This is a genomic window from Nocardia sp. NPDC058244 (genome assembly GCF_042882065.1).
Taxonomy (GTDB): Bacteria; Actinomycetota; Actinomycetes; order Mycobacteriales; family Mycobacteriaceae; genus Nocardia.
Window position 1 is genome coordinate 160,547 of sequence record NZ_JBHVWX010000009.1, and the last position, 26,848, is coordinate 187,394.

Sequence of the window (26,848 nt, forward strand, 5' to 3'; positions counted from 1 at the left end):
CTCCCGATCATCGCGCACCCGCGGCACGGTCCAGCCGCCGCCGGTCGGCTGTGTCGGCGACCGGCTCGACGACGCCGGCCGCGCGTTCGATCTCGGCGGCGAAGGTCGCGCCGCCGACCTCCCACGCCATGGCCAGGAACTGCTCGCGGAACCGGCTCAGGTCGACGCCGACGTCCTCGCCGCCGTACCCCGTGCCCGCGGCGGCGCGCACCGTGCGCACCACGTCGTCGGCCAGGTCGGCGATCCGCTCCCGGATCAGGGTGCGCAGGACGCCGCTGAGGGTGATGTCGGTGCCGACGTCGTAGAGCACGAGCGCGCCCTTCAGCATCGGGCGGTCGGGCACGAACCAGGTGTCGTCCCGACGCTCGAGGTAGCCCGCCGCGATGAGCTCGGCGAGGACATCGGTGCCGCGATCGCCGAGCAGTTCGGTCAGCTCGGCGTCGTCGACGATCACCGTCCGCTCGCCCGCCTGCACGGCGCGCGGATCGAACAGCGTGCGCCAGTCGCCCGCACCGGGCGACGGCTCGGCGTCGAACACCTCGCGGATGGCGTCCAGGCGCAGCCCGCGGGCCTGCATGGCGACGATGTCGCGGAGCCGGTCCAGGTGCGCGTCGGAGTAGACGACCTCCTTGCCCGCGCGGCCGGGTTTCGGCAGCACGCCGAGCGAGTGGTAGTAGCGGATGGTGCGCGCCGCGACGCCGCTGACGTCGGCGAGTTCCGCTCGGGTGTATCGGGGCACCCGACCAGCATAGGGCCGCCCGCGCCGGACTTTGACAGCTCTGGCTGTCGACGTTAGCGTTACCGACGTCACTGTCGACACCGATCGAGGAGCCCTCGTATGTCCGATCGCACCACCGACTTCGACGTCTTGATCGTCGGCTCCGGCTTCGGTGGCAGTGTCACCGCGCTGCGCCTGGTCGAAAAGGGCTACAAGGTCGGCATTCTCGAGGCGGGTCGCCGGTTCGCCGACGACGAACTGCCCAAGACCAGCTGGGACCTGCGCAAGTTCCTGTGGGCGCCCAAGCTCGGCTGCTTCGGCATCCAGCGCATCCACCCCCTGCGCGATGTCCTGATCCTCGGCGGCGCCGGCGTCGGCGGCGGTTCGCTGAACTACGCCAACACCCTCTACGTGCCGCCGGAGCCGTTCTTCCAGGACGCCCAGTGGCGCGACATCACCGACTGGCGCTCCGAGCTCACCCCGTACTACGAGCGGGCCCAGAAGATGCTCGGTGTGGTGCGCAACCCGCACATGACCCCCGCGGACGAGATCTTCAAGGCGGTCGCCGAGGACATGGGCGTCGGCGACACCTTCGTGCAGACCCCGGTCGGCGTCTTCTTCGGTGAGCCGGGCCAGACCGTGGCCGACCCGTACTTCGGTGGTGCCGGACCCGAGCGCACCGGCTGTGTGGAGTGCGGCGACTGCATGGTCGGCTGCAAGTTCGGCGCCAAGAACACCCTCGTCAAGAATTACCTCTACCTGGCGGAAAAGGCCGGGGCGCAGATCATTCCGATGACGACGGTCACCGCCTTGCGCCCGCTGCCCGACGGCACCTGGGACGTCGCGACCGAGCGCACCGGCGCGTGGGTGCGCAAGGACCCGAAGACTTTCACGGCCGGACAGGTCGTGCTGGCCGCGGGCACGCTCGGCACCCAGAAGCTGCTGCACTCGATGCGCGATCAGGGTGTGCTTCCGAACCTCTCGGACACGCTGGGCCTGCTGACCCGCACCAACTCCGAGTCCATCGTCGGCGCCGCGACCAAGACCCTCGCGCCCGGCCAGGACTTCACCAAGGGTGTCGCGATCACCTCCTCGATCCATCCGACGCCCGACACCCACGTCGAGCCCGTCCGCTACGGCAAGGGCTCGAACTCGATGGGCCTGCTGCAGACCCTCATGGTCGACGGTGGTGGCAAGGTCCCGCGCTGGCTGCGCTTCCTCGGTATCGCGCTGCTGCATCCGCTGTTGCTGCTGCGCTTCCTGAGCGTGAAGAACTGGAGCGAGCGCACCATCATCTCGCTGGTGATGCAGCACCTGGACAACTCGATCACCACCTACACCAAGCGTGGCCTGTTCGGCGGGCGCAAGCTCACCTCCAAGCAGGGCCACGGCGAACCGAATCCGACCTGGATTCCGGCGGGCAACGATGTCACCCGCCGGGTCGCGGAGAAGATCGGCGGTGTCGCGGGCGGCACCTGGGGTGAGGTGTTCAATGTCCCGCTCACCGCGCACTTCCTGGGTGGTGCCGCGATCGGCGCCGACCGCGAGCACGGCGTGATCGACGCCTACCACCGCGTCTTCGGCTACCCCACCCTGAGCGTCGTCGACGGCGCCGCCGTCTCGGCCAACCTGGGCGTGAACCCGTCGCTGACCATCACCGCCCAGGCCGAGCGCGCCGCCGCCTACTGGCCGAACAAGGGCGAGGTCGACACCCGCCCCGAGCAGAGCGCCGGCTACACCCGGATCGCCCCCGTCGCCCCGCAGCAGCCCGCCGTCCCCGCGGGCGCGCCCGCCGCCCTGGTGCTGCCGATCGTGGAGATCCGCAGCAAGGAGCAGACCGCGGGCTGACCCCCGCCGCGAAATCCGGCCCCGGACAACGGTTCACACCGCTGTCCGGGGCCGTTCCCGTTCTCGGGTTTCCGCGAATCGCGTGACCTCGATGCCGTCCGGCGCCCAGGTACCAGCAGACTCAGAGGGCGTTGATCCGAGCGAGGGCTTCGAAGGCGAGGTCGGCGGCCTGCCACAGCGCGGTGACCTCCGCGCGGACCGTCGGGGCGAGGGCGGGGTCCTGGAGGGCCAGACCATTGGTGAAGATGACGGTGTTGGCGCCGAGATCGGCGGCGATGAGCAGCTGTTCGGTGGCCACACCCGCGCCGAAAAGCTGGTCGAGTCCTTCACCGACGAAGTAGAAGCGCCACAGCGGGCCGAGGTCGGCGCCGTAGGCCGCCTTGGTGCGGTCGACGATGAGGTCGCCCGCGGCGGCGATGGTGGCGACGATCTCGAAGTAGTCCTGCGCGTTCTCCGGTCGGCTACCCACGGCCGCCACCGAATACGTCAGATCCACGGTCAGGTGGGCGTTGTAGCCCGCCATCGCGGTGCGCGCGCGAGAGGCGCCGCAGTCCTGCGCGAGGGCGAAATAGTGCGCCCACTGCGGCTCGGTGACACCGCCGGTGAATTCGGCGTGCAGGTTGTCGAGGAAACGGCGCAGCAGTTCGGTGCTGATCGCGTGCGCGTACTCGCGATTCACGAAGGCGCCGGGATCGCGCTGCAGCGGCATGACGGCGGCGTATTCGACCGCGTCGAGCCCGATCGCGAACAGGCCGCGCAGGTCGCGGTGCTCGACGAGGATCTCGGTGATCCGGTGATGGCGGGCGACGGCGTCCTCGAGCCGGGCCAGCGCATCGGCGCCGGAGATCGTCGACGTGTCCGAGAGACGCGCGATCTCGGCGATGTTCCCGCCCGACAGTGTCGACCCGCAGGCAGTGTCGCGGACCGCGCCGCTCGCCGGTGCCGCGACGAGCGCGGGCAAGGTCATGATCACGGCCGCAGTGACAGCGGCGATCCCGCTCGATACACGCACCCGCAGATTCCACCATCCGCGCGGCCGAACCGCAGAACGCGACACGGCGACCGGCGCGTCCCTCCGCGCACCCCGGGTGCAATAGCCTGGGCGGATGCCGGAAACCATTGCGATTTCAGGGGCCAGTGGACAGATCGGCGGGCGGGTCGCCCGGCTGCTCGCGGACTCGAGCGCGCCCTTGCGGTTGCTCGGCCGGCGTCTCGACCGCCTGCCGTCGATCGCGGGGGCGAGCACGGCGGTCATCGACTACGCCGATCCGGACACGGTGGCCGCCGCGCTGGCGGGCGTGCAGACCTTCTTCTTCGTCTCGGCCACCGAGAGCGCCGATCGCGCCGCGCAGCAGTCGACGGTGGTCAACGCGGCCCGCGGCGCGGGTGTGCGGCGCATCGTGTACCTGTCGTTCGTCGGTGCCGCGCCGGACTGCACCTTCACCTTCGGCCGCGATCACTGGTTCACCGAGCAGGCCATCCGGCAGTCGGGCCTGGACTTCACGTTCCTGCGCGACAACCAGTATCAGGACATCATCCCGCACTTCGCCGACGCCGACGGCGTGATCGCGGGGCCCGCCGGTGACGGCACCGTGGCCGCGGTGACCCGCGCCGATGTGGCCGACTGCGCCGCCGCCGTGCTCACCACGACCACCTATACCGGCGAGACCTTCGACCTCACCGGTCCGCGGGCCTTCACACTGTCGACCGCTGCCGCCGAGATGACCGAAATCCTCGGCCGCCCTTACCGTTTCGTCGATCAGACCGTCGACGAGGCGTACGCCACGCGGGCGAGCTACGACGCGCCGCGGTGGGAGGTCGACGGCTGGGTGAGCACCTACACCGCCATCGCGCAGGGCGATCTCGCCCAGGTCTCCGACGCGGTGGCCACCCTCACCGGTCGCCAGGCCACCGACTTCCGCGACTATCTGGCCTCCTTGCCGCACACGCCCTGATCGCGGCGACGCGGGTCACGCCGCGTGGATCGGCTCGGCCGGTGCCGCCGCGGTTGTCGTGGGCGACGTCGGCCACCACACGCGGTCGCCGAGCAACGCGAACAGCGCGGGCACCACCAGGGTCCGCACCACGAAGGTGTCGAGCAGGATGCCGATTCCGACGACGATGCCCAGCTGGGTCAGCGTGATCAGCGGCAGCACGCCGAGGACGCAGAACACCGCGGCCAGAACGACACCCGCGCTGGTGATGACGGCCCCCGTCGACGCGACGGCCCGCACCATGCCGCGCGTGGTGCCGTGCGCCCCGGCCTCCTCGCGGGCCCTGGTGACCAGGAAGATCGTGTAGTCCACCCCCAGGGCGACGAGGAACAGGAAGCCGAACAGCGGAACATTGGTGTCCAGGGCGGGGAACCCGAACACCGTGCCGCTGATCCAGCTCCCGGCACCGAGCGCGGCGAGCGCGCTGAGCACCGTCACTCCGACGAGCAGCAGGGCCGCCGGGACGGCCCGCAACAGCACGAGCAGGACCAGCAGGACGACGGCGAGGATCAGCGGGATGACCAGTGCCTGGTCCCGGCGGGCGGCGTCGCGGATATCGAGCGCCTCGGCATCGGACCCGCCGACGAGCGCCTCGGCGCCGGGTACCGCGCCGACCGCCGACCGGATCGCCGCGATGGTGGTGAAGGCCTCCGCCGAGCCGGGCGCGGCGTCCAGCACGACCGACCAGCGGGTGCTGCCCGCGTCGGCGACGCCGGTGGCCGTCGCACGCGAAACACCGTGCACGCCTTCGATCTCCCGTCGCACGTCGGCGTCCGCGGTGGTGCGGGCGATCACCACGGCCGGATCCGAGGAGCCGGACGGGAAGTGCCGTGCCAGGGTCTCGAGCCCGTCGACCGATTCCGCCTCGACCCGGAACTGCTCGGTGCGCGCGAGTCCGATATCCGTGGTCGCCAGCCCGGTGGCGAGCACCACCAGGACCGCCGACGCGACTCCGGCCACCAGCGCGGGCCTGCGCACGACACGGTTCGCCACGGCCGACCAGACGCCGTGCGCGGCCGTATCGCGACCGTCCGCGCGCGGCACGAACGGCCAGAACACCCGTCGCCCGCACAGCGCGAGGGCCGGGGGCAGCGCGGCGAGGACGAAGACCAGCGCGACGACGAGACCCGCCGCGGCGAACGCGCCCAGGCTGCGCGTGTTGGGCAGCAGGGCGAGCAGCAGGGTCAGCAGGGCGAGCACGACGGTGATGTTGCTGGCGACGATGGCGGGCGCGGCGTGCCGCACCGCCGCCCGCAGGGCCACCCGATGGTCGGTGTGCCGGTGCAGTTCGTCGCGGTAGCGCGACACCAGCAGCAGGGCGTAGTTGGTGCCGGCGCCGAAGACCAGCACGCTGGTGATGCCCGAGGTCGACCCGTCGAAGGTGAGTCCGGTGAGCTGGGCCAGCGCGGTGCCGACGCTGGTGGCGACCCGGTCCGCCAGTCCGACGACCGTCAACGGGACCAGCCAGAGAACCGGTGACCGGTAGGTGACGATCAGCAGGACCATCACCACCAGCGCGGTGACGAGCAGCAGCAGCGCGTTCGCCCCGGAGAACGAGTCGGCGATGTCCGCGCCGAAGGCCGGTCCGCCGGTCACCTGCACGCGCAGCGGTTCGGGCAGGTCGGTGGCGAGCGCGCCGCGCAGCTCCTCGATCCGGTCGGTGAGCGCGAATCCGTTGAGCTCGGCGGACACCGGAATCTGCGCGAGGACGGCCCGGCCGTCCGGTGCGGGCACGACGCGCGGTCCGTCGGAGGCGGGCACGCCCGCCCGGGTGAGGGCGGCCTCCAGCGCCGCGAGATCCGGCGGGGCGAGCACTCCGTCGTCGACCCGCGTCGCCACCATGATCGCGGCGGCGGTGCCCGCATCGGGGAACCGCGCGGCCGCCTCGGCCGCCCGCGCCGATTCCGCCGACGCGGGCAGGGACACCGGCGCCTGCCCCGCGCTGTCGTTGCCGCCTGCCCAGCCCATCATCGCTATCGCGGCCACGAGCACGGCCAGCAGCACCGCCCACGATCGCCGACCGGTCACCAACCCGGCGAACCGGTCCCATCCCTGTCCGTCGCTCCCTCGCATCACGGGGGAGACTATTTCAGAAACTTAACTAATGGGCAATGGCGGGCCGTCCGGGCGCTAAGCTCGCAGCCGGGTAGCGAGAGGAGACAACGCGTGGGCGAGGACAGCGTGACCACCGATCCGGCCGTCGACCGGGCGGGGCTCCAGACCGAGATCGCCCGGGATCTGCGCGCGCTGACCGCGATCTCGGAGCAGATCGGGCACGTCTTCGCACGCTCGAACAACTTGCGCCCGAACGATTTCCGCGCCCTGATGCATGTGGCGACCGCCGAGGCCGAGGGCACGCCGGTGACCGCGGGTCAGCTGAGCAAGCTGATGGGCGTCTCCGCGCCCGCGGTCACCTATCTGGTGGAGCGGATGATCGAGTCCGGCCACCTCGAGCGAGTGCCCGATGCCACGGACCGGCGGCGCGTGCACCTCGGCTACACCGAGGACGGCATGGCCGTGGCGGCCGGGTTCTTCGGACCGCTCAGCGCCCGGACCCGATCGGCGCTCGCGGACCTGCCCGACAGCGATCTGGCGGCCGCCCACCGGGTGCTGGTCGGGGTGACGGCCGCCCTGCGCGAGTTCTACGCCGACCTGCCCGAACCCGGATAGACCGGCACCGCAGACGCGTCGATCAGGTCTCGTCGACCGTCGGCTCGGCCGCCGTCGAGGTCGAGGGCAGTACCGAATAGGCCAGGCAGACGATCGCGAAGAAGGCGTACCCGAGGGCCACCTGCGGCGCGGCCGCCCACTCGACCGCGTGCGCGTGGATGAGCCCGATCCAGCTCAGTGCCGCGCCGATGAGCGCGGCGAGTCCCGCTGCGCGGAACCGTTTGTCGAGGATGAACGTGACGATCGCGCCGAGCACGAGACCGGCCAGCACCGCGCCGGAGCCGAACGTCTTCAGCCCGTCGTACACCACGCCGGCCTGGCCCAGCGCCGCCGAGCCGACCTTGTCGGCCGAGGTGCCCGCCGCCGACAGCGCGTTGTCGATCTGGGTCACCGCCCACTCCGCGAGGTTGGGCAGCAGGGCGGCGACCACCGCCACCGCGTGCAGCCGGGGGACGGCCTGGAACGCTTGGGCGCCGATCAGCAGGCCGATGTAGAGCAGGATCGGCACGATCGCCGGAATCGGCAGCACCGTCGCCAGCACGCCGAACAGGCCGAGCAGACACATGACGCCGATGGTCAGCCCACTGGCCAGCGAGTACCCGGTACGCCCACCGGCGTCCTTCCAGCCGGGATGGCCGATGTAGACCGCGGGCGGGAACGGTGAGCCGAAACCGGCCCCGATGACCGCGCCGAACCCGTCGGCCAGCAGGACGCTGCGCAGGTTGTAGTTGTCCCCCGCGGCCGCGGCGCTCTCGACATTGCTCATCGCCTCGGTGAAGTTGTAGATGCCGAGGGGAATGGCGGTGGCCAGCAGCGGTGCCAGATTACCCAGTCCGTCGAAGAGCAGATCCAGGCGCAGATCCGGCAGGCCCAGCGCGATATCGCTCGCCGCCTGCGCCACGTCCGGTGCGGACAGATAGCCGCCGATCCAGCCGATCGCCGTACCCACCAGCAGCGCCACCAGTCCGACCGGGATATTGCCCGGCAGTTTCACATCGGTGAAGAAGCCGATCAGGATGATGGCCAGCACCGGCAGACCGATCCAGGCCGCTTCCCACATCTGCGCGGCGGGCCGCATGGCGATGAAGGTGATCGAGATACCGGCCAGCGTGCCGAGCATGGCGGCGCGCGGGGTGACCCGCCGGATGTAGGGCCCGACGAAGGCGCCGATCATCACGATGACGCCGATCATGAAGGCCCAGGCCAGCCCGGCGGCCCACGCCTGCAGGGGATCTCCGGTCTTCAGATAGATCGGCAGCATCACCACGAACACGACGATGAACATGTGCGGCACACTCGGCCCGTACGGCAGCGCGGTGACATCGCCACGATTCTCCCGCCGGGCCAGCCGCCGCGCGAGGACCATGTAGTAGAGGTTGCCCAGGACCAGCGCGACCCCGAGCGCGGGCAGCACGGTGCCGAGCACATCGCCGCTCGGGATCTTCACCACGGCGATGGTGAGCGTCGTGAGGGTCAAGACGTTGACGAGGATGTTGAACGCCAGGCCGAAGAAGGCATTGGTGTCACCGCGCGTCCACCACGGAAGGACCAGGGGCGCAGGGGGTTCGGGAGCTTTGCTGGTGGTGGTCGTGTCGACGGACATGGGTGTTCCTGTTCGCTAGGCCGTGACGGGGGAAGCGGTGGTGGTTGTCAGCGCGCCGACGACGACGGCCGAGTCGGCCACCCACCCGAAGATCCCGCCCTGGGCGGCGATCATCGCCAGCCCGACGCGCTGGAACTCGGGGAAATAGGAGCCGACACAGTCGGCGACGACCAGGCACTCGTAGCCGCGGTCGTTGGCCTCGCGGACGGTGGTGTGCACGCACACCTCCGTGGTGACCCCGGTGACCAGCAGCGAGGTGATCGCGAGCCGGTCCAGCACCGCGCCGAGCTCGGTCGCGTAGAACGCGCCCTTGCCCGGCTTGTCGATCACCACCTCCCCCTCGATCGGCGCGAGCTCGTCGACGATGTCGTGCCCGTACTCGCCGCGGATCAGGATGCGGCCGAACGCGCCGGGATCGCCGATGCGCTGGGCGGGGTTGCCCCGTCGCAGTTTCGCGGGTGGACAGTCCGAGAGATCCGGCAGATGGCCTTCCCTGGTGTGGATCACCGGCACGCCCGACGCGCGCGCGGCGGCGATCAGCCCGGCCAGCGGGTCGATGACCGCGCGTAACAGCGAGACATCGTTGCCCAGGCTCTCGCCGAAGCCGCCCGGGAGCAGGAAGTCGCGCTGCATGTCGATCACGAGCAGCGCGGTCGTGGCCGGGTCGAAGGGGAACGGTACTGGGGTGGCGGGGATCTCGGTCATCGGTGGTCCTCGAGAACGGTGGAGCGGGACGGGGTGACGGCGCGCGGTTCGTCGAGCAGGCGGGCGGCGGCCGTGAGGACGGTGTCGTCGGCGAGGGCGGGCCCGAACACCATGAGCGAGACGGGCCTGCCGTCGCGGGTGGTGCCCGCGGGCACGGCGACCGCGGTGAGGTCGAGCAGATTGCCGAAGTGGGTGTAGTGCCCGAGGACGGTGTTGGTCGCGATCGGGTCGGCCAGGACCTGGTCGACGGTGAAGGTGGTGCCGATGGTCGGCACCACCATCACGTCGAAGTCCGCCCACAGCAGGCCGACACGGGCGCGCAGTTCCTGTAACCGCTGCTGGGCGCGGAACACGTCGACCGCGGTGAAGCGCTGTCCGCCGGTGAGGATCTCGCGGATCACCGGCAGCAGCGAGTCGGGCCGTTCGGCGAGGAAGGTCTCGAACTCGACGAGCCGTTCGGCGACCCAGGGGCCCTGGTAGAGCAGGGACCCGGCGTCCAGGAACGGCGCGAGCGTGGTCGCCACGCAGTCGAAACCGGAGCGCGGCAGGCGATCCCGGGCCGCGAGGTGGGCGACGCGCATGGCGTCGTCGCCGAAGAAGTCGAGGTCGGTCTCGGCGGGCAGGCCGACCCGGATCGGCGTGCCGCGGTAGCGCGGTCCGCGGGCCCGTGTCCACGGGTCGTCGTGGTCGACCCCGGCGATGATGTCGAAGACCAGGTCGAGGTCCTCGATCGTGGTGCCCATCAGGGTCAGGCAGTCCAGCGACTTGCAGGCGGGCACCAGCCCCACGGTGCTGATCAGCCCGCGCGACGGCTTCCAGCCGACGATCCCGTTGAGGGCGGCGGGCACCCGGCCCGAGCCCGCGGTGTCGGTGGCGACACAGAACGGCACCTGGCCGAGCGCGACCGCCAGCGCCGACCCGGAGCTGGAGCCGCCGGAAATCAGGTCGCCGCCGAAGACGCTGCGCGGCATCGGATACGGCGTCCTGGTGCCGTTGAGGCCGGTCGCGAACTGGTCGAGATTGGTCTTCCCGACGAACAGTGCGCCCGCGTCGAGCAGCCGCTGCACGGCGGGGGCTGTCCGGGTCGCGGTGTAGGCGTAGTCCGGGCAGGCCAGTGTGGTCGGGTAGCCGGCGACATCGATGCTGTCCTTCACCCCGAACGGGACGCCGTACAACGGCAGTGCTCGTGCCCCCGGCCTACGCTCGATCTCCGCGGCGGCGGCGAGCAACGCGGCCCGCGGCACCGGGGTGATCCAGGTGCCGTCGTCGCCGCGCGCCGTGATCGCGTCGGCGACCCGCGCGGCGGTTCTGGTCGGCGAACCGTTGCCGTCCTGGTGCTGGGCGAGGATTTCCGCGACCGTGGGGCCTGCCGAACCGATCATGTTGTCGATTGTCGACAAAATGTGTGACGGCCGGAGGCGCCGTCTGTATCGGATGTGTTAGCAGATACCGAGTTTCAGGTATGTTTGCTCGCCGTGCTGCCGCAAAGCGGCCTCGGCGACGGCCGGGTCGTTCGAGGCGACCGCGGCCAAGAGCTCGCGGTGTCTGCGCACGCCGTCGCGGCGGGCGGCGACCTCGGTCTCCTCGCGCAGGTTGCGCGCCATCGCCAGTTGCAGTTTCACCAGGATCTGGCCGTACACCAGATCGAGCTGCCGATTGCCCGCCAGCGCCACGATCTCGGCGTGGAAGCGGCGATGCGCGTCGTCGCGGGCGACCCAGTCGCCGCGCCGGTCGGCGTCGGTCAGCTCGTCGAGTGCGGAGCGCACGCCCCCGAGCCCGCGGTCCAGATCGGGGTGCGGCAGCGCGGTGGACAGCGCATGACGCTCCAATGCCCGTCGTACCTCGAACAATTGGACGATGTCGGCCGCCGACCACACCATCACCCGGTAGCCCCGCCGCGGCAGGTGCTCGATCAAGCCCTGCTCGGCCAGGCGCCGCAGGGCCTCGCGGACCGGCGCCCGGCTGATGCCCAGCCGCGCGCACAGCGCCTCCTCCCCTACCCGCACGCCCGGGGCCAGCGCGCCACTGAGTACCTCGGCCCGCACGTGCCGCGCCGTCATCTCCACCAGACTCGCCGGTAGCACAGTCGAATCGGATGCCGCTGCCGTCATAGGTCGAGTCTACGAACACCGCGGCCGGGCGGCCCCGGCCGCTAGACCAGGCGCAGGCTGGTGATCAGCTTCTTCGCCTCGTCGGCGCTCATCTCCCCGCTCGTATTGCGGTCGACGAGGATGGTCAGCACGAGCAGGGTGCCCGCCGCGTTGCGGAAGGCGAAGGTGTAGACCGAGTAGGCGTTGGCGGTGCAACCGGACAGCTGGGGCTTCCATGGTCCCGTGCTCTCCACGAACTGGCCCGCGACTCCGCTCTGCGTGGTCAGCGAGGTCGGCGTGGTGAGCTTGCCACCGCTGGGATCCGAATACCCGCCCGCCGCGGCGATTTTCGCGACCGTCTTCGCGGCGGCGGCCGGATCGGATTCCGTAGTCGCGGTGACGGCGGCCATGGCGCGATACGCCGAGCCAGGGCAGTACTTCTCGCCCTCGGTCGACTGGCCACGGCCGTCGATGGAGCCGTTCGCCGTGCTGAAGCTCATCGTGTCGTAGGACGGGGCGACCGCCCAGGTCGACGGCACGTCGTAGGCGACGCGATAGGTGGGGATGAGCACGCCCTTCGCCCCCGGCGTCACCGGGGCGGTGGTCGTGCCCGACAGCGATCCGGTGGGCACCGGCGCCGAGGTGACCGACGACGAGGACGCGGTGGTGGTGTCGTCGGAGGAACGGGTGCCGAGTACGACGGCGACGATGCCGACGGCCACGATCAGCACCGCCACGACCACCACGGCGATGATCACGCCCGCGCCCCCACCGCCACCGCGCCGCGGCGGGCCCGGAGCGGGCTGTGGCGCATAGCCGTACGGCTGCTGACCGTACGGCGCCTGCCCGTACCCCGGCTGCGGTGCGCCGTACTGGGGCGGCGGATACGCGCCCTGCTGCGGTTGCGGGTAGCCATAGGGCTGCGGTGGCGCGGGCTGCGCGTACGGATCCGGACCGGTCTGCGGCGGCTGCCCCAGTCCCGGTGCTTCCCACCAGCGATCGCTGTCGTCCGCCACGTCGAGTCCTCTCTCACACCTGCCGCGACCATCCCGCTGGTACGGCCGGGTTCTCCCCGCCAGCCTAATGGCGAACGGTCGGCCGCGGTGGTCCGGACGACGGGTCAGGCCGGGTGGATCGCGTGCGCGCTGATCTGTTCCGCGGCAGCGACAGTGGCCGCGCCGAGCGCGCTCACGGCAGCGGCCGACAGGCGGGCGTCGGGACAGCTGACCACCGCCGCCACCACCGCGCCGCTCGCGTCGCGCACGGGCGCGGCGAGGGTGACGACCGCGTTCTCCCGGCCGAGTTCGTCGGGCAGGTAGTCGATGGTGATCAGTTCGGTGATGACCGAGCCGAGCTGGGCGCGCAGCGCGGCGGTGATCGGCGTATCGCGCAGGCCGGCGAGCACCTCGAGCATCGGCGTCGAGTCGTCGACGAGGCGTTCGACGGAGTAGCCGCGCTGCCGGATCTCGGCGAGCACACGCGTCAGGCGGTCGCGATGGGCCGGGTCGGCGGCCGCGAGCCACGCCCGCCGGACGGGTTCGGGCGCCCAGGCGACGAACTCCCGGCAGACCGGCGGCGCGAGCGGGAGCCTGCGGCCCGCGCGGATCCACCCGGCGGACGGGTCACCGACCACCTCGGTGACCACGATGCTCTCGCCGTCGCGTTCGGCCAGGAACACCGGGTCGCCGGTGCGTTCGCACAGCGCGCGCAGGTGCGGCGCCGCGGTCCGGCGCAGGGGAAACGCCGCTTCGGCGCGCCGGGCGACGGTGAGCAGGCGCAGGCCGATGCCGTAGCACCCGTCGTCGTCGCGGACGGTCCAGCCGTCGGCGGTGAGCTGGGTGAGGACGGCGTGCGCGGTGGCCCTGGACAGCCCGGCCTCCCGGACGATGCGCGCCAGCGACAACCGGTCCGCCGGATGCCGGGACAGCAGCTCGAGCACCTTCACGACTCGTTGCGTCGGGGGCGAGGCCACGCCTGGCTCCGCCACCTCGCGCACGGATTCCGGGGTCACCTCTTGACCGGCGCGCTCGGCCCGGCTTATCGTCGGTGTCACAATATCGAACAATAGCGTCGAGTATTCGACAACGCAACCCGGCGGGGGGATTCCCCCGGCGGAGCACACAACGAAGTGGGTGAACGAGTGCAGACGGGGTACGAGCTGTCGCATCTGGCGGCCTTGGAGGCCGAGTCGGTGCATATCTTCCGGGAGGTGGCGGCGACCTTCGAGCGACCGGGGCTGCTGTTCTCCGGTGGCAAGGACTCGGCGGTGCTGTTGCATCTGGCGCGTCGCGCCTTCTGGCCCGCGCCGCTGCCGTTCCCGCTGTTGCATGTCGACACCGGGCACAATTTCGACGAGGTCATCGAGTTCCGCGACCGGACCGCCGAGCGCACCGGGGCGCGCCTGCTGGTGGCGTCGGTGCAGGACGACATCGACGCGGGCCGCGCGGTCGAGCGCCCCGGCGGCACCCGCAATCCGCTGCAGACCACCACCCTGCTGCGGGCGATCGGCGAACATCGCTTCGACGCCGTGTTCGGCGGGGCGCGCCGCGACGAGGAGAAGGCCCGGGCCAAGGAGCGGGTGTTCAGCTTCCGCAACCGGTTCGGGGAATGGGATCCGCGCGCACAGCGGCCCGAGGTGTGGAACCTCTACAACGGGCGGCACCAGCAGGGCGAACACATCCGGGTCTTCCCGCTGTCGAACTGGACCGAGCTCGATATCTGGGAGTACATCGATCGTGAAGAGGTCGAGTTGCCCACGCTGTATTACGCGCACCGGCGCCGTGTCGTCGAACGCGACGGAATGCTGCTGTCGGCGGGCCGATTCATCACCCCGCAACCGGGTGAGCGCACCTTCGACGCCACCGTCCGCTTCCGGACCGTGGGCGACGCCACCTGCACCGGCTGTGTCGAGAGCGAGGCCGACACCGCGGCGAAGGTGATCGCCGAGACCGCCGCCACCCGGCTCACCGAGCGCGGCGCCACCCGCGCCGACGACCGGATCTCCGAGACCGGCATGGAAGACCGCAAGCGAGAGGGCTACTTCTGATGAGCCGCAACCTGTTACGCCTGGCGACCGCGGGCAGCGTCGACGACGGCAAGTCGACCCTCATCGGCAGGCTGCTCTACGACTCCAAGTCGCTGTTCGACGACCAGCTGGCCGCGATCGAACGGGTCAGCACCGAACGCGGCGGCGAGGCGGCCGATCTCGCCCTGGTGACCGACGGGCTGCGCGCCGAGCGCGAGCAGGGCATCACCATCGACGTCGCCTACCGCTATGTCACGACGCCGCGGCGCAAGTTCGTCATCGCCGACACCCCCGGCCACGTCCAGTACACCCGCAACATGGTGACCGGCGCGTCCACCGCCGATCTGGCGCTGATCCTGGTCGACGCCCGCGCCGGGGTGTCCGAGCAGACCCGCAGGCATGCCTTCCTGGCCACGCTGCTCGGAGTCCCGCACCTGGTGGTGTGCGTGAACAAGATGGACCTGGTCGACTGGTCGCAGGAACGTTTCGAGGAGATCCGGGCCGAATTCGCCGCGTTCGCCGCGAAATTGACGGTCGGCGACCTCAGTTTCGTGCCGGTCTCGGCGCTGCTCGGCGACAATGTCGTCGAGGGTTCCGAGCACATGGACTGGTACCCGGGGCCGCCGCTGCTGCGCCACCTCGAGGACGTGCACATCGCCTCGGACCGCAATCTCATCGACGCGCGGTTGCCGATCCAGTACGTCATCCGGGCCCAGCAGGGTCTCGATCACCGCAGTTACGCGGGCACCGTCGCCGGCGGCATCTTCAAGCCGGGCGACGAAGTGGTGGTGCTACCCGCAGGCCACACCTCTCGGGTACGCGAGATCTGGGGCCCCGGCGGCAGCAAGGTCGACGAGGCGTTCACCGGCATGGCGATCTCGCTGACCCTCGACGACGAGATCGACATCGGCCGTGGCGATCTCCTGGCCAGGCCGGGCAATCGCCCGCAGCAGGGCGCCGACCTGGACGCGATGGTGTGCTGGTTCTCCGAGACCACGCAGCTGCGCGCGGGTGGCCGGTATCTGGTGCGCACCGCCGCGCAGACCTCCCCCGCCGAGGTGACCGCCATCGACTACCAGCTCGATGTCAACACCTTGCACCGGCTCGAAGACGTGGACGCGTTGTCGCTCAACGACATCGCCCGGGTGCGACTGCGCAGCCGTCAGCCACTGCTGTTCGATCCGTACCGGGAGAACCGCCGCACCGGCAGCTTCATCCTGATCGACCCCGTCACCGATCAGACGGTCGCCGCGGGCATGGTCACCGGACGCGACACCGGTGCGCATGCCGCGCCGGCGACGGTGGTCTGGCATCGCTCGGCGGTCGGCCGCGACGATCGCGCGCACGCCGGTGCCACGGTCTGGCTGACCGGGCTGTCCGGGTCGGGGAAGTCGACCATCGCCGTCGAGGTGGAGCGCCAACTGGTCGACGCCGGTCGGGCCGCCTATCTGCTCGACGGCGACAATCTACGGCACGGGCTCAACGCCGGCCTCGGCTTCTCCGCGGCCGACCGGGACGAGAACGTGCGCCGGGTCGCCGAGGTCGCCGCGCTGTTCGCCGACTCCGGCGCGATCGCGATCGTGTCGGTGATCAGCCCGTTCGCCGCGCAGCGGGCCAGGGCACGCACCACCCACGACGAGCGCGAGCTGCCGTTCCACGAGGTGTTCGTCGACACCCCGCTGCCGGAATGCGAGCGCCGCGATCCCAAGGGCCTCTACGCGAAGGCCCGCGCGGGTGAGCTGCCCGGTTTCACCGGCATCAGCTCGCCCTACGAGCGACCCACCGACGCCGATCTCGTCATCACCCCCGATCTCGGCACCCCCGCCGAGATCGCCGCCCATATCCTCCGAGAGCTAGGAATCGCAGACCGTTGACCCACTCCAGCACCGCCACCGAAGCCGGGAGCACCGCGCCACCGGACCCGTTGACCGCGCCGTTCACCGCCGCGGTCGCCCAGGCCGAGAAGCTCATCGCCGGCGCCGAATTCGTGCGCAGTGACGCCGATCTGGCCGAGGGCTACGACTATCTCGCGGCGAGCGTCGCCGCCTGCCTGCGCCTGTCCGGTGCGCACGGCACCAGTCATCCGTACTTCGTGTCCTCGACCGGGCCCTACGCCAAGATGGGCTTGGACAATCCGGACACCCTCTACTACCACGCGAACATCGAGCCGGACGCCGAGTACGTGGTGAGCGGCGTGCGCGGCACCACCGTCGACCTCAGTTTCCAAGTGCTCAAGGGCGATTACACCGCGACCGACGTGCCCGGCGGCGAGGACGCCTTCGACGACCGCCGGATCCCGATCGCCGACGACGGCAGCTTCTCGATCCGCTTCGGCCCCGCCAAGCCGGACGCCGGACCGGGCTACTTCGCGCTCGGCGAGGGCGCGTCGATGCTGGCGGTCCGCGAGGTCTACAGCGACTGGACCGAGCGCAAGGGCTCGATCCGGATCGAGCGGGTCGACACGATCGGCACCGCCCCGGTCGAACCGGACCTGGCCCGGATGCGCAAGCGCTACGGCGCCGCGGCCAAGATGCTGCTGACCCGGGTGCACACCTGGTTCAACTTCCCGAAGTGGTTCTACCTCGACCTGCCGGTGAACACCCTCACCGCGCCCCGGCTCACCCCGGGCGGCCTGAGCACCCAGTACTCCTCGGTGGGCCATTTCGATCTGGCCGACGATCAGGCGCTGGTGATCACCGTGCCGAAATCGGATGCGCCGTATCAGGGTTTCCAGCTGGGCAGCCTCTGGTACATCTCGCTCGACTACGTCAACCACCAGACCAGCCTCAATCACGCCCAGGCCCAGGTGGATCCGGACGGCATGATCCGGATGGTGGTGAGCGAGCGGGATCCCGGCATCACCAACTGGATCGAGACCACCGGCCGCACCAGGGGCATTCTGCAGTTCCGCTGGCAGCGCACCGATCGACCGATGACCGAGGCCGACGGCCCGACGGTCACCGTCGTCCCGGTCGCCGAGATCGCCGAGCACCTTCCCCATTTCGACCACAACACGATCGACGCCGCGGGCCGGCGCGACCGGATCGCCGCCCGGCAGCGGGCGTTCGCAGAGAGGATGCTCGGATGAGCGGGGCACTGTTGGATGGAAAGGTCGTCGTCGTCTCCGGTGTCGGCCCCGGACTCGGACGCTCGATCTGCCTGGAGGCGGCGGCCGCGGGTGCCACGGTGGTGCTGGCGGCGCGCACCGAATCGCGGCTGCTGGAGGTGGCCGCGGAGATCGAGGCCGCGGGCGGCGCCACGCTCAGTGTGCCGACCGACATCACCGACGAGGCCGCGGTCGCGAACCTGGTCGCGCGCACGGTCGACACGTTCGGCCGGGTCGACGCGCTGGTGAACAACGCGTTCTCGGTACCGTCGATGAAACCGCTGGACCGCACCGATTTCGACCACATCCGCTCCAGTCTCGACATGACGGTGCTGGGCGGCCTGCGGATGACGCAGGCGTTCGCGCCCGCCCTCGCCGAGGCCAAAGGCGCGGTGGTGATGATCAATTCGATGGTCGTGCGGCATTCCGAACCCCGGTACGGCAGCTACAAGCTGACCAAGGCGGCGCTGCTGGCCATGTCGCAGACCCTGGCCACCGAGCTCGGCGGCAAGGGCGTGCGGGTCAACAGCGTGCTGCCCGGCTACATCTGGACCGACCAGCTGAAGTGGTACTTCGGGCAGGTCGCCGAGAAGTACGGCATCACCGTCGAGCAGGTGTACGAGCAGACCGCGTCGAAGTCCGACCTGAAGCGACTGCCCGAACCCGAGGAGATCGCCCGCGCCGTGGTGTTTCTCGCGTCCGACTGGTCCTCGGCGATCACCGGCCAGACCCTCGACGTCAACTGCGGCGAATACCACAACTGAGCAAGGAGCTCCCTTCGATGACCGTGCGCACCGATGTCGGCACCGTGGCCGACCTGCACGCCTCAGCCACCAAACTCACCGGTCTCACCGATTTCGGGGCCGACGACTACACCGAGGCGTTGCAGGTGCTGCTCGACTCGTACCGTGACGAGGCCGGGCTCACCGAACTCGGCAGCAAGATGTCGCGGTTCTTCCTGCGCGGCACCCTGGTCGCTCGCGCGCTGAGCGAGGCCGCCTGGGCGGCCAACCCCGGCTATGTCGACACTCCGGTCACCCGGCCGATTTTCGTCACCGGCCTGCCCCGCACCGGCACCACCGCGCTGCACCGGCTGCTGGCGGCCGATCCGGCCAACCAGGGCCTGGAGATGTGGCTGACCGACTTCCCGCAGCCGCGTCCGCCGCGGGAGACCTGGTCGCAGAATCCGGCCTACCAGCAGATCGACGCGGGCCTGCGTCAACATCAGGTGCAGAACCCGGAGTTCATGGGTCTGCACTACATGAGTGCCTCGGATGTGGAGGAATGCTGGCAGCTGCTGCGGCAGTCGGGCACCTCGCATTCCTACGAATGCCTGGCCTATGTGCCGAGCTACGCGCAGTGGCTGGCGGGACAGGACTGGACCCCCGCCTACGCGCGGCATCGCCGTAATCTGCAGCTGATCGGCATGAACGACAGCAGGCGCTGGGTACTCAAGAACCCCAGTCATCTGTTCTGTCTGGACGCGCTGCTGGCCGTCTACCCGGACGCGATCGTCATCCAGACCCACCGTGACCCGGCCACCATCATCCCGTCGGTGTGCAGCCTCAACGAACACGCCACCCGCGGCTGGTCGACCGTCTTCACCGGGGAGACCATCGGACGCACCCAGCTCGATCTGTGGGCGCGCGGCCTCGCCGAGTTCACCGCCGCCCGTGCCCGGCACACCGACGCCACCTTCATCGATGTCGACTTCGACGATCTGCGCGCCGACCCGTTCGGCGTCGTCGACCGCATCTACACCCGGATCGGCACCGATTTCACCGAGGAGGCCCGCACCGCCATCACCGCCCTCGACAACGAGAGCCGCACCGGCGACCGCAAACCCACCCACCACTACTCCCTCGCCGACTACGGCCTCACCGAGGACATGGTCGCCGAACGCTTCGGCAGCTGAGCGAGATCACCGATGAGCTACCCGACCTCGACCCCGTACCCCCGGGCCACCGTGGCGAGGTCGGACTCATAGCCCTGTCCGACGGCGCGAAACCGCCAGGTCTCGCCCCGTAGATACAGCTCGGCGAGCAGGAGGGTCCGTTCGACCGTGGCCGCGTCCAGGGTCGAACAGATCACCGCGCTCGCTTCGAGGCCTGCGGCGAGTTCGATCTCGATGGCGCCGACCTCACCGAAGGTCACCCCTGGTGCGTCGAGGGCAGCCGCGAAGACGACGCGGACGCGGTGCTCGGGGAGGTCGTCCAGCGAAACGGCGATCGACTGCTCGGTCGGGCCTTCCTGCGCGAGTCTGGCGCCCTCGGCGACAGGCTGGTTGTAGAACACGAAATCGTCGGAACTGCCGACCTTCTCCTCGGCGTCGACGAGAAAGGCCACCAGGTCCACGGCGGCGGTACCGAGCTGGTTCCAGGTGGCACGCAACGTCCAGGAGTCCGATTCGATCGGCAGATCGATCACCTGGCCCCGGGCCAGCACGGTCGGCTGGGGTGCCGTCGGGACGTCGGGCGGAGGCTCGGATTCCGCCGTCGGCGTCCACGTGAGCAATTCCGGTCCGTGCAGGGCCAGCCCGAGGTCGGCGGCCTTCCGCACCCGGCGATCCGCGTCGCCTCCCGGCAGGAGCAGCAGATCCGTCACGGTCGCCGAAAGATTGACGGCCGCGGATCCCCCGAGCTCCACGACCCGGGCCCTGGTGTGCGCAGCTTGCTCATGGGTACCGCCGAGAACCAGTACGCGGTGCCCGGACAGCGGCCCCGGCGGCACCGAGGTTCGCCGCCGCGACGGGGGCTGATCTGCTGGGGAGGTCCTGGGTTGCCCTGGTTCGATCGTCGCCAGCAGCGCGACGAAGCGCGGCTCGTCCATGATCGGGGTCGCGTGCTGGATCGCTTTGCGCGCCTTGCCCGTCCCGGATTCCGGCGCGTTGGTGACGAGCACGCTCGTGCGACCGCTCACCGCACCGGTCACGTCGAGCCCGGCCGCCTCGGCGCGCGTCACCAGTTCTTCGCGGTCGATCCGGGTGGCGCCGGTGAACGCCACCTTCATGCCCTGCCGCAGTGGCGCGTCGGGCTCCCACCGCCCCGGGTAGGCGTAGGCACGGCTTCGGGCCGCTCCGCGCGATCGGCCAGGTCGTCGCTGCGCGATCACCTGCGGTCGGTTCGCAGGACAGCAGGGGCGGCGCGATGCCGAGGCGGGCCGCGTCGGCCACCAAGGCTCGCAGAACGTTCACCAGAACCCGGGTGTCGTCGAGCGCGTCGTGCGCTTTCTGTTGCGGTACACCGTAATAGCCGGCCAAGGTCGCCAACTTGTAGTCCGGTGTCGGGACCGCTACTCGGCGCGCGAGTGCCAGGGTGCACAACCGACGGCGGACCGGGAGCACTCCGCCCGCCCGGTCGAACTCACTCGCCAGGAATCCGAAGTCGAACAGCGCGTTGTGCGCCACCAGGACCCGTCCGGTCAGCAGCGACGACAGTTGCTCGCGCACATGCGCGAACCGCGGTGAGCCACGCAGGACTTCGGCGGTGAGCCCGTGCACGTGCACCGGACCGGGGTCGCACTCGGGATCGAGCAGCGTGTGGAACTCGCGCGTCACCTGTCCGGCGCTGTCCAAGGTCAGCGCCGCGACGGACAGGACCCGGTGCCTGCTCGGTTGGAGGCCCGAGGTCTCGACGTCGACCACGGTGAACTCGCCGAACCCCGCTGCCTGCTGGTGCGCACCGACCTGTGTCATCCCGTGCATGAGCATCGCATCGTAGCCGAGTCCGGAATCGTTGCAATCGGACTCGACTTCGGCTGTGCCACACGACGTCTCCTTGCTTCGCGAGCACCAGGTGCAGGGCGCTCGGCACTGCCCGCTGAGCCGGTCACCGCGCAGCCGGTCAGCTGGTGAGCGCTCCCCTGATTACGTGCGCGGGCCGAAGAATTCGGCGCGGGCGGCGTCGATGCGGGCCTGGGCTTGGGCGGCGCCTTGGAAGCTCACCGCGGCGGATCCGCCGCCGGCGAGGCCCAGTGCGAGGAGGCCGCCGATCACGGAGAGCAGGTCCGGCTCGGGGAGGGTGTCGGTGTCGCTGGTTGGTCTGACGTCGTGCGCGGGAATCGGCCCGCCGCCCGGTGCCTGTGCGGCGGGTGGGCTGCCCGGTCCGCTGGGCGCCGGGGCTGCGGGTGACTCCGCGCCGGGGGCAGATCCGGCGGGTGCCTCGGCGCCGGGGGCAGGTCCGGCAGGTGGTCCACCGCCGCCGGGTGGGCTTCCCGGTGCCGACGAGCCTCCCGGTTCGGCAGGCCCCGGGTCGGAGGCGTCCGGTGCAGCCGGCACCGGTGCAGGCGGCGCTTCGGGAGCCGCCTCAGCGGGTGCCGGTGCTTCCGCGGGCGCTTCCGGCACGGGTTCGTTGCCCGGGTTCGGGGTGTTGCCTTGGTTTCCGCCACCGTTGCCCTGATTGCCGTTGCCGCTACCCGGGTTCTGATTGCCGTTGTTGCCCTGGTTCCCGTTGTTGCCCTGGTTGCCGTTCCCGTTGCCCTGATTACCGTTGCCACTACCGGGGTTCTGATTGCCGTTGTTGCCCTGGTTGCCGTTCCCGTTGCCCTGATTACCGTTGCCACTACCCGGGTTGGAGTTCCCGTTGCCGCCTTTGTTGCCACCGCCGTTGCCGTGGTCGCCCGGCCCGGCAACCAGCCAGGCACCGTCGCTTCGCGCGGGACGCTCCGCGCCGGGAACCCCCGCGATGCTGATCCCACCGCGGGTGGCGAGGGCCGGCTCAGCGCCCGCGACCCCGCCGTATCCGAGCAGGCCGAGGACTCCCGCGGTCCCCGCCACCACGACTGTTCGTCTCATCCGACCGACCGTCACGCGCCTGCCGTCCTGTCCTCGCTGGTCCAGCCCCACACCATTGCGGTCGGCGCCAGCTACCCGCACGTTACGTCCCGCCTCGCCACCGTGCCACGGAGGGCCACGGCGCACACCCTCGGACCAGGCCTGATCCGACGCGCCGGTAGTTCGCGCGGGCTCCCGCCGATCGTCGCACGGGTCGGCGGCGAGCCCGCCACCGGGCTCAGCGGCGGATCTGGGCGTACCAGTCGAGGAGGGCCGGGTGGTCGACGGTGCTCGGGTCGAGGACCTGCCCGGGATCAGCGCCCTGCAGGATGCGTTTGACGGGGACCTCCAGCTTCTTGCCGGTCCTGGTGCGCGGGACGCCCGGGGCGGCGATGATGTCGTCGGGGACGTGCCGGGGCGAGACGTCGGTCCGAATGATGCCGGCGATCCGGGTCCGCAACGCGTCGGAGAGGACGGCGCCATGCGGGAGCACGACGAACAGGGGCATCCAGTAGCCGCCGTCGGGTTGTTCGGCACCGATGACCAGGGAGTCGACGATCTCGGGCAGCCGCTCGACAGCCTGGTAGATGTCGGCACTGCCCATCCGGATACCGTGCCGGTTCAGGGTGGAATCCGAGCGGCCGTGCACGACGACACTGTCGCGCCCGGTGACGGTGATCCAGTCACCGTGCCGCCAGACTCCGGGATAGGTGTCGAAATACGCGGCGCGGTACCGGGATCCGTCGGGATCGTTCCAGAACCGGATCGGCATCGACGGCATCGGCGCGGTGACGACGAGCTCACCGACGGCGTCGCGCACGGATCGGCCCGCCCCGTCCCAGGCCGCCAGCGCGACACCGAGGTAGGGGGCGGACAGCTCACCCGGCCACACCGGCACCGTGCGGGCACCACCGGCGAAGGCCGACACGATGTCGGTGCCCCCGCTGATCGAGGACACCGGAACGTGGTCGCCCACGTTGTCCCGCAACCACAGCGACGACGACGCGGGCAGTGCCGAACCGGTGACGCCGACGAGCCGCAACGCGGACAGGTCGTGGTCGCGCCGCGGCACCGACTCGGCCTTGGCGCACGCCAGGACATACCCGGGGCTGGTTCCGAGCACGGTGGCCCGGACCCGAGCGGCGATGGCCCACAGCGCATCCGGCGCGGGCGCGGTCGGGCTGCCCGGGTAGCAGACGATGGTCGCGCCGACCAGCAGGCCGGCGACCTGGTAGTTCCACATCATCCAGCTCGGGCTGGTGTACCAGAAGAGGGTGTCGTCGCGGCCGAGATCGGACTGCAGCGCCAGCGCTTTGAGATGTTCGAGCAGCACCCCGCCGTGGCCGTGCACGATGCCTTTGGGCAGCCCCGTCGTACCGGAGGAGTACAGCACCCACAGGGGGTGGTCGAAGGCGACCTGCTCGGTGGCAGGCACCCTGTCCGCCGCCGCGGTCACCACGTCCCAGTCGAGCGCACCGTCGACCGTGTCACCGAGCCGCGACACCACCACGGTCGCCCGCAGCCCCGACAGCGCGGCACGCAGTGCCGAGATCTCCGCGAGTTTCCGGTGTTCCTTGCCGCCGAAGCGGTATCCGTCGCAGGTCACCAGCACTGCCGGGTCGAGCTGCCCCAGCCGGTCCAGGGCCGCCGTCGCCGTGTAGTCCTGTCCGCACGCACTCCAGATGGCGCCGATGCTCGCGGTCGCGAGGAACGCGATCACCGCCTCGGCGATGTTCGGCAGGTAGCCGACTACTCGGTCACCGGGCCCCACGCCGAGCTCGCGTAGAGTAGCCGCGAATCCGGCTGTCCGGCCGAGCATCTCGGCCCACGACAGCTCGGTCATCGCACCGGTCTCGTCGACCGAGACGATCGCGGGCCGATCCGTGCGCGCCTGCCGGACCACCTGGTCGACGTAGTTCACCCGGGTGCCCGGAAACCACTGCGCCCCAGGCATTCCGATGTCGTCCAGGATGTCCGTCGACCGTTCCCCCAGCTCGAAGTAGTCCCAGATCGCGCCCCAGAACCCCGCCAGGTCGTCGACCGACCACTGCCACAGGGAGCGATAATCCGCGACCTCGACCCGGTGCCGGGCAGCCACGAAGCGCGCGAAGTCGGTGATCCGCGCCTGTTCGATATCCAGCGAGCCCGGCACCCACTGCGGCGCCACCGTCACACTCGTCATCGCGCGCTCCACCCGCCGTCCATCACATACGACGAGCCGGTGACCATGCCCGCGTGGTCGGAGGCCAGCCAGCCGACCAGCGCCGCCACCTCCTCGGGCTCGATCAGCCGCTTGATCGCGCTCTCGGTGAGCAGCACCTTCTCCACCACCTCCCGCTCGGGAATGCCGTGCGCCACGGCCTGTTCCGCGATCTGCTTGTCCACCAGCGGTGTTCGCACGTAGCCGGGGTTCACGCAATTGCTGGTGACGCCGTGCGGGCCGCCCTCGAGGGCGGTCACCTTCGACAGTCCTTCCAGCGCGTGCTTGGCCGTCACGTAGGCCACCTTGAACGGCGAGGCGCGCAGGCCGTGCACCGAGGACACATTGATCACGCGGCCGAAACCCTGGGCGTACATGTGCGGCAGCGCGGCCCGGATCAGCAGGAACGGCGCCTCCACCATGAGCGTCTGGATCAGCCGGAACCGGGCGGGCGGGAAGTCCTCGAGCGGGCTGACGGTCTGCACGCCCGCGTTGTTGACCAGGATGTCCACCGACAGCGACAGTTCCGCGAGCGCGTCGACGTCGAGCAGATCGACGGCCCAGGCGTGGCCACCGATCTCGGCGGCCACGGTCTTGGCACCCAGCTCGTTCACGTCGGCGACGGTCACCTCGGCGCCGCGCGCGGCCAGCTCGTGCGCGCACGCCGCGCCGATCCCGCCCGCCGCGCCGGTGACCAGGGCCTTGCGTCCGATCAGGTCGCTCATGCCGGGACAACCTTGGTCGGCACCGGCGCCGGCGCGGTCACGGTCTCGGCGGCATCCGCGGCGTCGAGCGACTCCAGGTCGATTCCCTTGGTCTCCCTGGCGCACAGCACCGCGATCACGGTGATCGCCGCGGCCACCGCCAGGTACACCGCGATCGGGACCGACGAGCCGTAGGAGTCCAGCAGCTTGACCGCGATGATCGGCGCGAGCGAGCCCGCCACGATCGAGGTGACCTGATAGCCCAGGGACACACCGGAATAGCGCATCCGGGTCGGGAACATCTCCGCCATGAGGGCGGGCTGACCGGCGTACATGAGGCCGTGGAAGACCAGGCCGATGATGATCGCGGACAGGATCAGCAGGCTGTGGCCGGAATCCATCAGCGGGAAGGCGAAGAAGCCCCACGTCGCGGCGGCGAGGGCGCCGACCAGATACACGGGCCGACGGCCGAACCGGTCACCGAGGTGGCCCGCCAGCGGGATCACCATCATGTGCACGGCGTGCGCGGCCAGCAACCACCACAGGATCGTCGTGGTGTCGGCGTGCACGTGCACCTTCAGGTAGGTGATCGAGAAGGTGACCACCAGGTAGTACATGATGTTCTCGCCGAAGCGCAGCCCCATGGCGGTGAACACGCCGCGCGGGTACCGGCGCAGCACCTCGAACACACTGAACGAGGTGGCCTTGGCGTGCTCCATCTGCCGCTGCGCCTCGACGAAGATCGGGGCGTCGGTGACCTTGGTGCGCACGTAGTAGCCGACCAGCACGACCACCGCCGACAGCCAGAAGGCCACGCGCCAGCCCCAGCTCAGGAACGCGGCATCGGACAGCGTCGAGGTCAGCACGAGCAGCACGACCGTGGCGAGCAGATTGCCCGCGGGCACACCGGCCTGCGGCCAGCTCGACCAGAACGCCCGGCTGCGGCTGGGGCTGTGTTCGGCCACCAGCAGGACCGCGCCACCCCATTCCCCGCCGATCGCGAAGCCCTGGATAAACCGCAGGGTCACCAGCAGCGCCGGTGCCCAGTAGCCGATCTGGGTGAAGGTGGGCAGACAGCCCATCAGGAAGGTCGCGCCGCCGACCAGGACCAGGCTCAGCTGCAGCAATTGCTTGCGGCCGTAGCGGTCACCGAAGTAGCCGAAGACGATGCCTCCGAGCGGGCGCGCGGCGAAGCCGACCGCGTAGGTGACGAAGGCGGCCAGGATCGCGTCCAGATCACTGGTGCCCTTGGCGAAGAACACCTTGCTGAAGACGAGGGTGGCGGCGGTGCCGTAGAGGAAGAATTCGTACCATTCGACGACGGTGCCTGCCATCGAGGCGGCTACCACTCGGCGCAGACCGCTCGGGGCGCGGTCCTCACCGGCCGCCGGGGTCGCATTGCGGACGCTCATCA

General features: G+C 70.4%; 22 protein-coding genes and 1 pseudogene. 8 read left to right on the forward strand and 15 right to left on the reverse strand.

Annotated features, from left to right (window positions below):
- Positions 1 to 7 precede the first annotated feature (7 nt).
- The gene (locus ACFVW6_RS27275) at positions 8 to 739 is read right to left on the reverse strand and encodes a MerR family transcriptional regulator (protein WP_365011618.1); all 732 of its coding nucleotides are present in this window, start codon (positions 737 to 739) and stop codon (positions 8 to 10) included.
- A 99-nt stretch (positions 740 to 838) separates the two neighbouring features.
- On the opposite strand from ACFVW6_RS27275, the gene ACFVW6_RS27280 reads away from it, so the two are divergent.
- Entirely contained in the window at positions 839 to 2,566 is a 1,728-nt protein-coding gene (locus ACFVW6_RS27280; protein ID WP_355271948.1) for a GMC family oxidoreductase, read from the forward strand.
- Between the two features lie 121 nt (positions 2,567 to 2,687).
- On the opposite strand, the gene ACFVW6_RS27285 is transcribed toward ACFVW6_RS27280, so the two are convergent.
- Entirely contained in the window at positions 2,688 to 3,578 is an 891-nt protein-coding gene (locus tag ACFVW6_RS27285) for a DUF5995 family protein (RefSeq protein ID WP_378826020.1), read from the reverse strand.
- Positions 3,579 to 3,672: 94 nt separating this feature from the next.
- Here ACFVW6_RS27285 and ACFVW6_RS27290 point away from each other — a divergent pair, with 94 nt between their 5' ends.
- Entirely contained in the window at positions 3,673 to 4,521 is an 849-nt protein-coding gene (locus ACFVW6_RS27290; RefSeq protein WP_378826022.1) for an NAD(P)H-binding protein, read from the forward strand.
- Between the two features lie 15 nt (positions 4,522 to 4,536).
- Here ACFVW6_RS27290 and ACFVW6_RS27295 read toward each other — a convergent pair whose 3' ends face one another.
- Positions 4,537 to 6,633, reverse strand: a complete 2,097-nt coding sequence (locus ACFVW6_RS27295; protein WP_378826025.1) for an MMPL family transporter — start codon at positions 6,631 to 6,633, stop codon at positions 4,537 to 4,539.
- Between the two features lie 93 nt (positions 6,634 to 6,726).
- Here ACFVW6_RS27295 and ACFVW6_RS27300 point away from each other — a divergent pair, with 93 nt between their 5' ends.
- The gene (locus ACFVW6_RS27300) at positions 6,727 to 7,230 is read left to right on the forward strand and encodes a MarR family winged helix-turn-helix transcriptional regulator (protein ID WP_378826027.1); all 504 of its coding nucleotides are present in this window, start codon (positions 6,727 to 6,729) and stop codon (positions 7,228 to 7,230) included.
- A 22-nt stretch (positions 7,231 to 7,252) separates the two neighbouring features.
- Here the strand turns inward: ACFVW6_RS27300 and ACFVW6_RS27305 are convergent, their stop codons facing one another.
- From ACFVW6_RS27305 to ACFVW6_RS27330, 6 genes are all read right to left on the reverse strand, one after another.
- Positions 7,253 to 8,833, reverse strand: a complete 1,581-nt coding sequence (locus ACFVW6_RS27305) for a regulator (protein WP_378826029.1) — start codon at positions 8,831 to 8,833, stop codon at positions 7,253 to 7,255.
- 15 nt (positions 8,834 to 8,848) lie between these two features.
- Positions 8,849 to 9,538: a cysteine hydrolase family protein gene (locus ACFVW6_RS27310; protein WP_378826031.1), complete on the reverse strand. Its 690-nt coding sequence runs from the start codon at positions 9,536 to 9,538 to the stop codon at positions 8,849 to 8,851.
- Positions 9,535 to 10,920 carry an allophanate hydrolase gene (locus ACFVW6_RS27315; RefSeq protein WP_378826033.1) on the reverse strand — a complete coding sequence of 462 codons (1,386 nt, stop codon included), beginning with the start codon at positions 10,918 to 10,920 and terminating at the stop codon, positions 9,535 to 9,537. Before ACFVW6_RS27315 ends, ACFVW6_RS27310 begins: the two co-directional genes overlap by 4 nt.
- Positions 10,921 to 10,977: 57 nt before the next feature.
- On the reverse strand, positions 10,978 to 11,649 hold the full coding sequence (locus tag ACFVW6_RS27320) for a GntR family transcriptional regulator (protein ID WP_365011605.1): 672 nt from the start codon (positions 11,647 to 11,649) through the stop codon (positions 10,978 to 10,980).
- A gap of 41 nt (positions 11,650 to 11,690) precedes the next feature.
- Positions 11,691 to 12,644 (reverse strand): hypothetical protein, encoded by a 954-nt coding sequence (locus tag ACFVW6_RS27325; RefSeq protein ID WP_378826036.1) that lies wholly within the window; start codon positions 12,642 to 12,644, stop codon positions 11,691 to 11,693.
- 104 nt (positions 12,645 to 12,748) lie between these two features.
- On the reverse strand, positions 12,749 to 13,681 hold the full coding sequence (locus tag ACFVW6_RS27330) for an IclR family transcriptional regulator (protein WP_378826038.1): 933 nt from the start codon (positions 13,679 to 13,681) through the stop codon (positions 12,749 to 12,751).
- Between the two features lie 87 nt (positions 13,682 to 13,768).
- Between ACFVW6_RS27330 and cysD the strand changes: the two genes are divergently transcribed.
- From cysD to ACFVW6_RS27355, 5 genes are read left to right on the forward strand one after another with little or no spacing between them, the layout of a single operon-like run.
- Complete coding sequence (gene cysD, locus ACFVW6_RS27335; RefSeq protein WP_357347253.1) at positions 13,769 to 14,674, forward strand: sulfate adenylyltransferase subunit CysD; 906 nt, start codon at positions 13,769 to 13,771, stop codon at positions 14,672 to 14,674.
- Positions 14,674 to 16,527, forward strand: a complete 1,854-nt coding sequence (gene cysC / locus ACFVW6_RS27340) for an adenylyl-sulfate kinase (RefSeq protein ID WP_378826041.1) — start codon at positions 14,674 to 14,676, stop codon at positions 16,525 to 16,527. The genes cysD and cysC overlap by 1 nt, the downstream gene beginning before the upstream one ends.
- On the forward strand, positions 16,524 to 17,741 hold the full coding sequence (locus tag ACFVW6_RS27345; protein WP_378826043.1) for a hypothetical protein: 1,218 nt from the start codon (positions 16,524 to 16,526) through the stop codon (positions 17,739 to 17,741). The genes cysC and ACFVW6_RS27345 overlap by 4 nt, the downstream gene beginning before the upstream one ends.
- Complete coding sequence (locus tag ACFVW6_RS27350) at positions 17,738 to 18,523, forward strand: SDR family oxidoreductase (protein WP_355271921.1); 786 nt, start codon at positions 17,738 to 17,740, stop codon at positions 18,521 to 18,523. The genes ACFVW6_RS27345 and ACFVW6_RS27350 overlap by 4 nt, the downstream gene beginning before the upstream one ends.
- Before the next feature lie 17 nt (positions 18,524 to 18,540).
- A complete protein-coding gene (locus ACFVW6_RS27355) occupies positions 18,541 to 19,674 on the forward strand; it encodes a sulfotransferase (protein WP_357347259.1) in 1,134 nt (377 codons plus the stop codon).
- 17 nt (positions 19,675 to 19,691) lie between these two features.
- On the opposite strand, the gene ACFVW6_RS27360 is transcribed toward ACFVW6_RS27355, so the two are convergent.
- From ACFVW6_RS27360 to ACFVW6_RS27385, 6 genes and pseudogenes are all read right to left on the reverse strand, one after another.
- Positions 19,692 to 20,768, reverse strand: a complete 1,077-nt coding sequence (locus ACFVW6_RS27360; protein ID WP_378826047.1) for a TerD family protein — start codon at positions 20,766 to 20,768, stop codon at positions 19,692 to 19,694.
- Between the two features lie 205 nt (positions 20,769 to 20,973).
- A pseudogene (locus tag ACFVW6_RS27365) lies at positions 20,974 to 21,468 on the reverse strand (exonuclease domain-containing protein); the annotation flags it as partial.
- A 156-nt stretch (positions 21,469 to 21,624) separates the two neighbouring features.
- The gene (locus ACFVW6_RS27370; RefSeq protein WP_378826049.1) at positions 21,625 to 22,551 is read right to left on the reverse strand and encodes a hypothetical protein; all 927 of its coding nucleotides are present in this window, start codon (positions 22,549 to 22,551) and stop codon (positions 21,625 to 21,627) included.
- Positions 22,552 to 22,768: 217 nt separating this feature from the next.
- Positions 22,769 to 24,712: an acetoacetate--CoA ligase gene (locus ACFVW6_RS27375; RefSeq protein WP_378826051.1), complete on the reverse strand. Its 1,944-nt coding sequence runs from the start codon at positions 24,710 to 24,712 to the stop codon at positions 22,769 to 22,771.
- The gene (locus ACFVW6_RS27380; protein WP_355271913.1) at positions 24,709 to 25,455 is read right to left on the reverse strand and encodes a 3-hydroxybutyrate dehydrogenase; all 747 of its coding nucleotides are present in this window, start codon (positions 25,453 to 25,455) and stop codon (positions 24,709 to 24,711) included. Before ACFVW6_RS27380 ends, ACFVW6_RS27375 begins: the two co-directional genes overlap by 4 nt.
- Positions 25,452 to 26,846, reverse strand: coding sequence for an MFS transporter (locus tag ACFVW6_RS27385; protein ID WP_378826054.1), 1,395 nt, complete (start codon positions 26,844 to 26,846; stop codon positions 25,452 to 25,454). Before ACFVW6_RS27385 ends, ACFVW6_RS27380 begins: the two co-directional genes overlap by 4 nt.
- Positions 26,847 to 26,848: the final 2 nt, after the last annotated feature.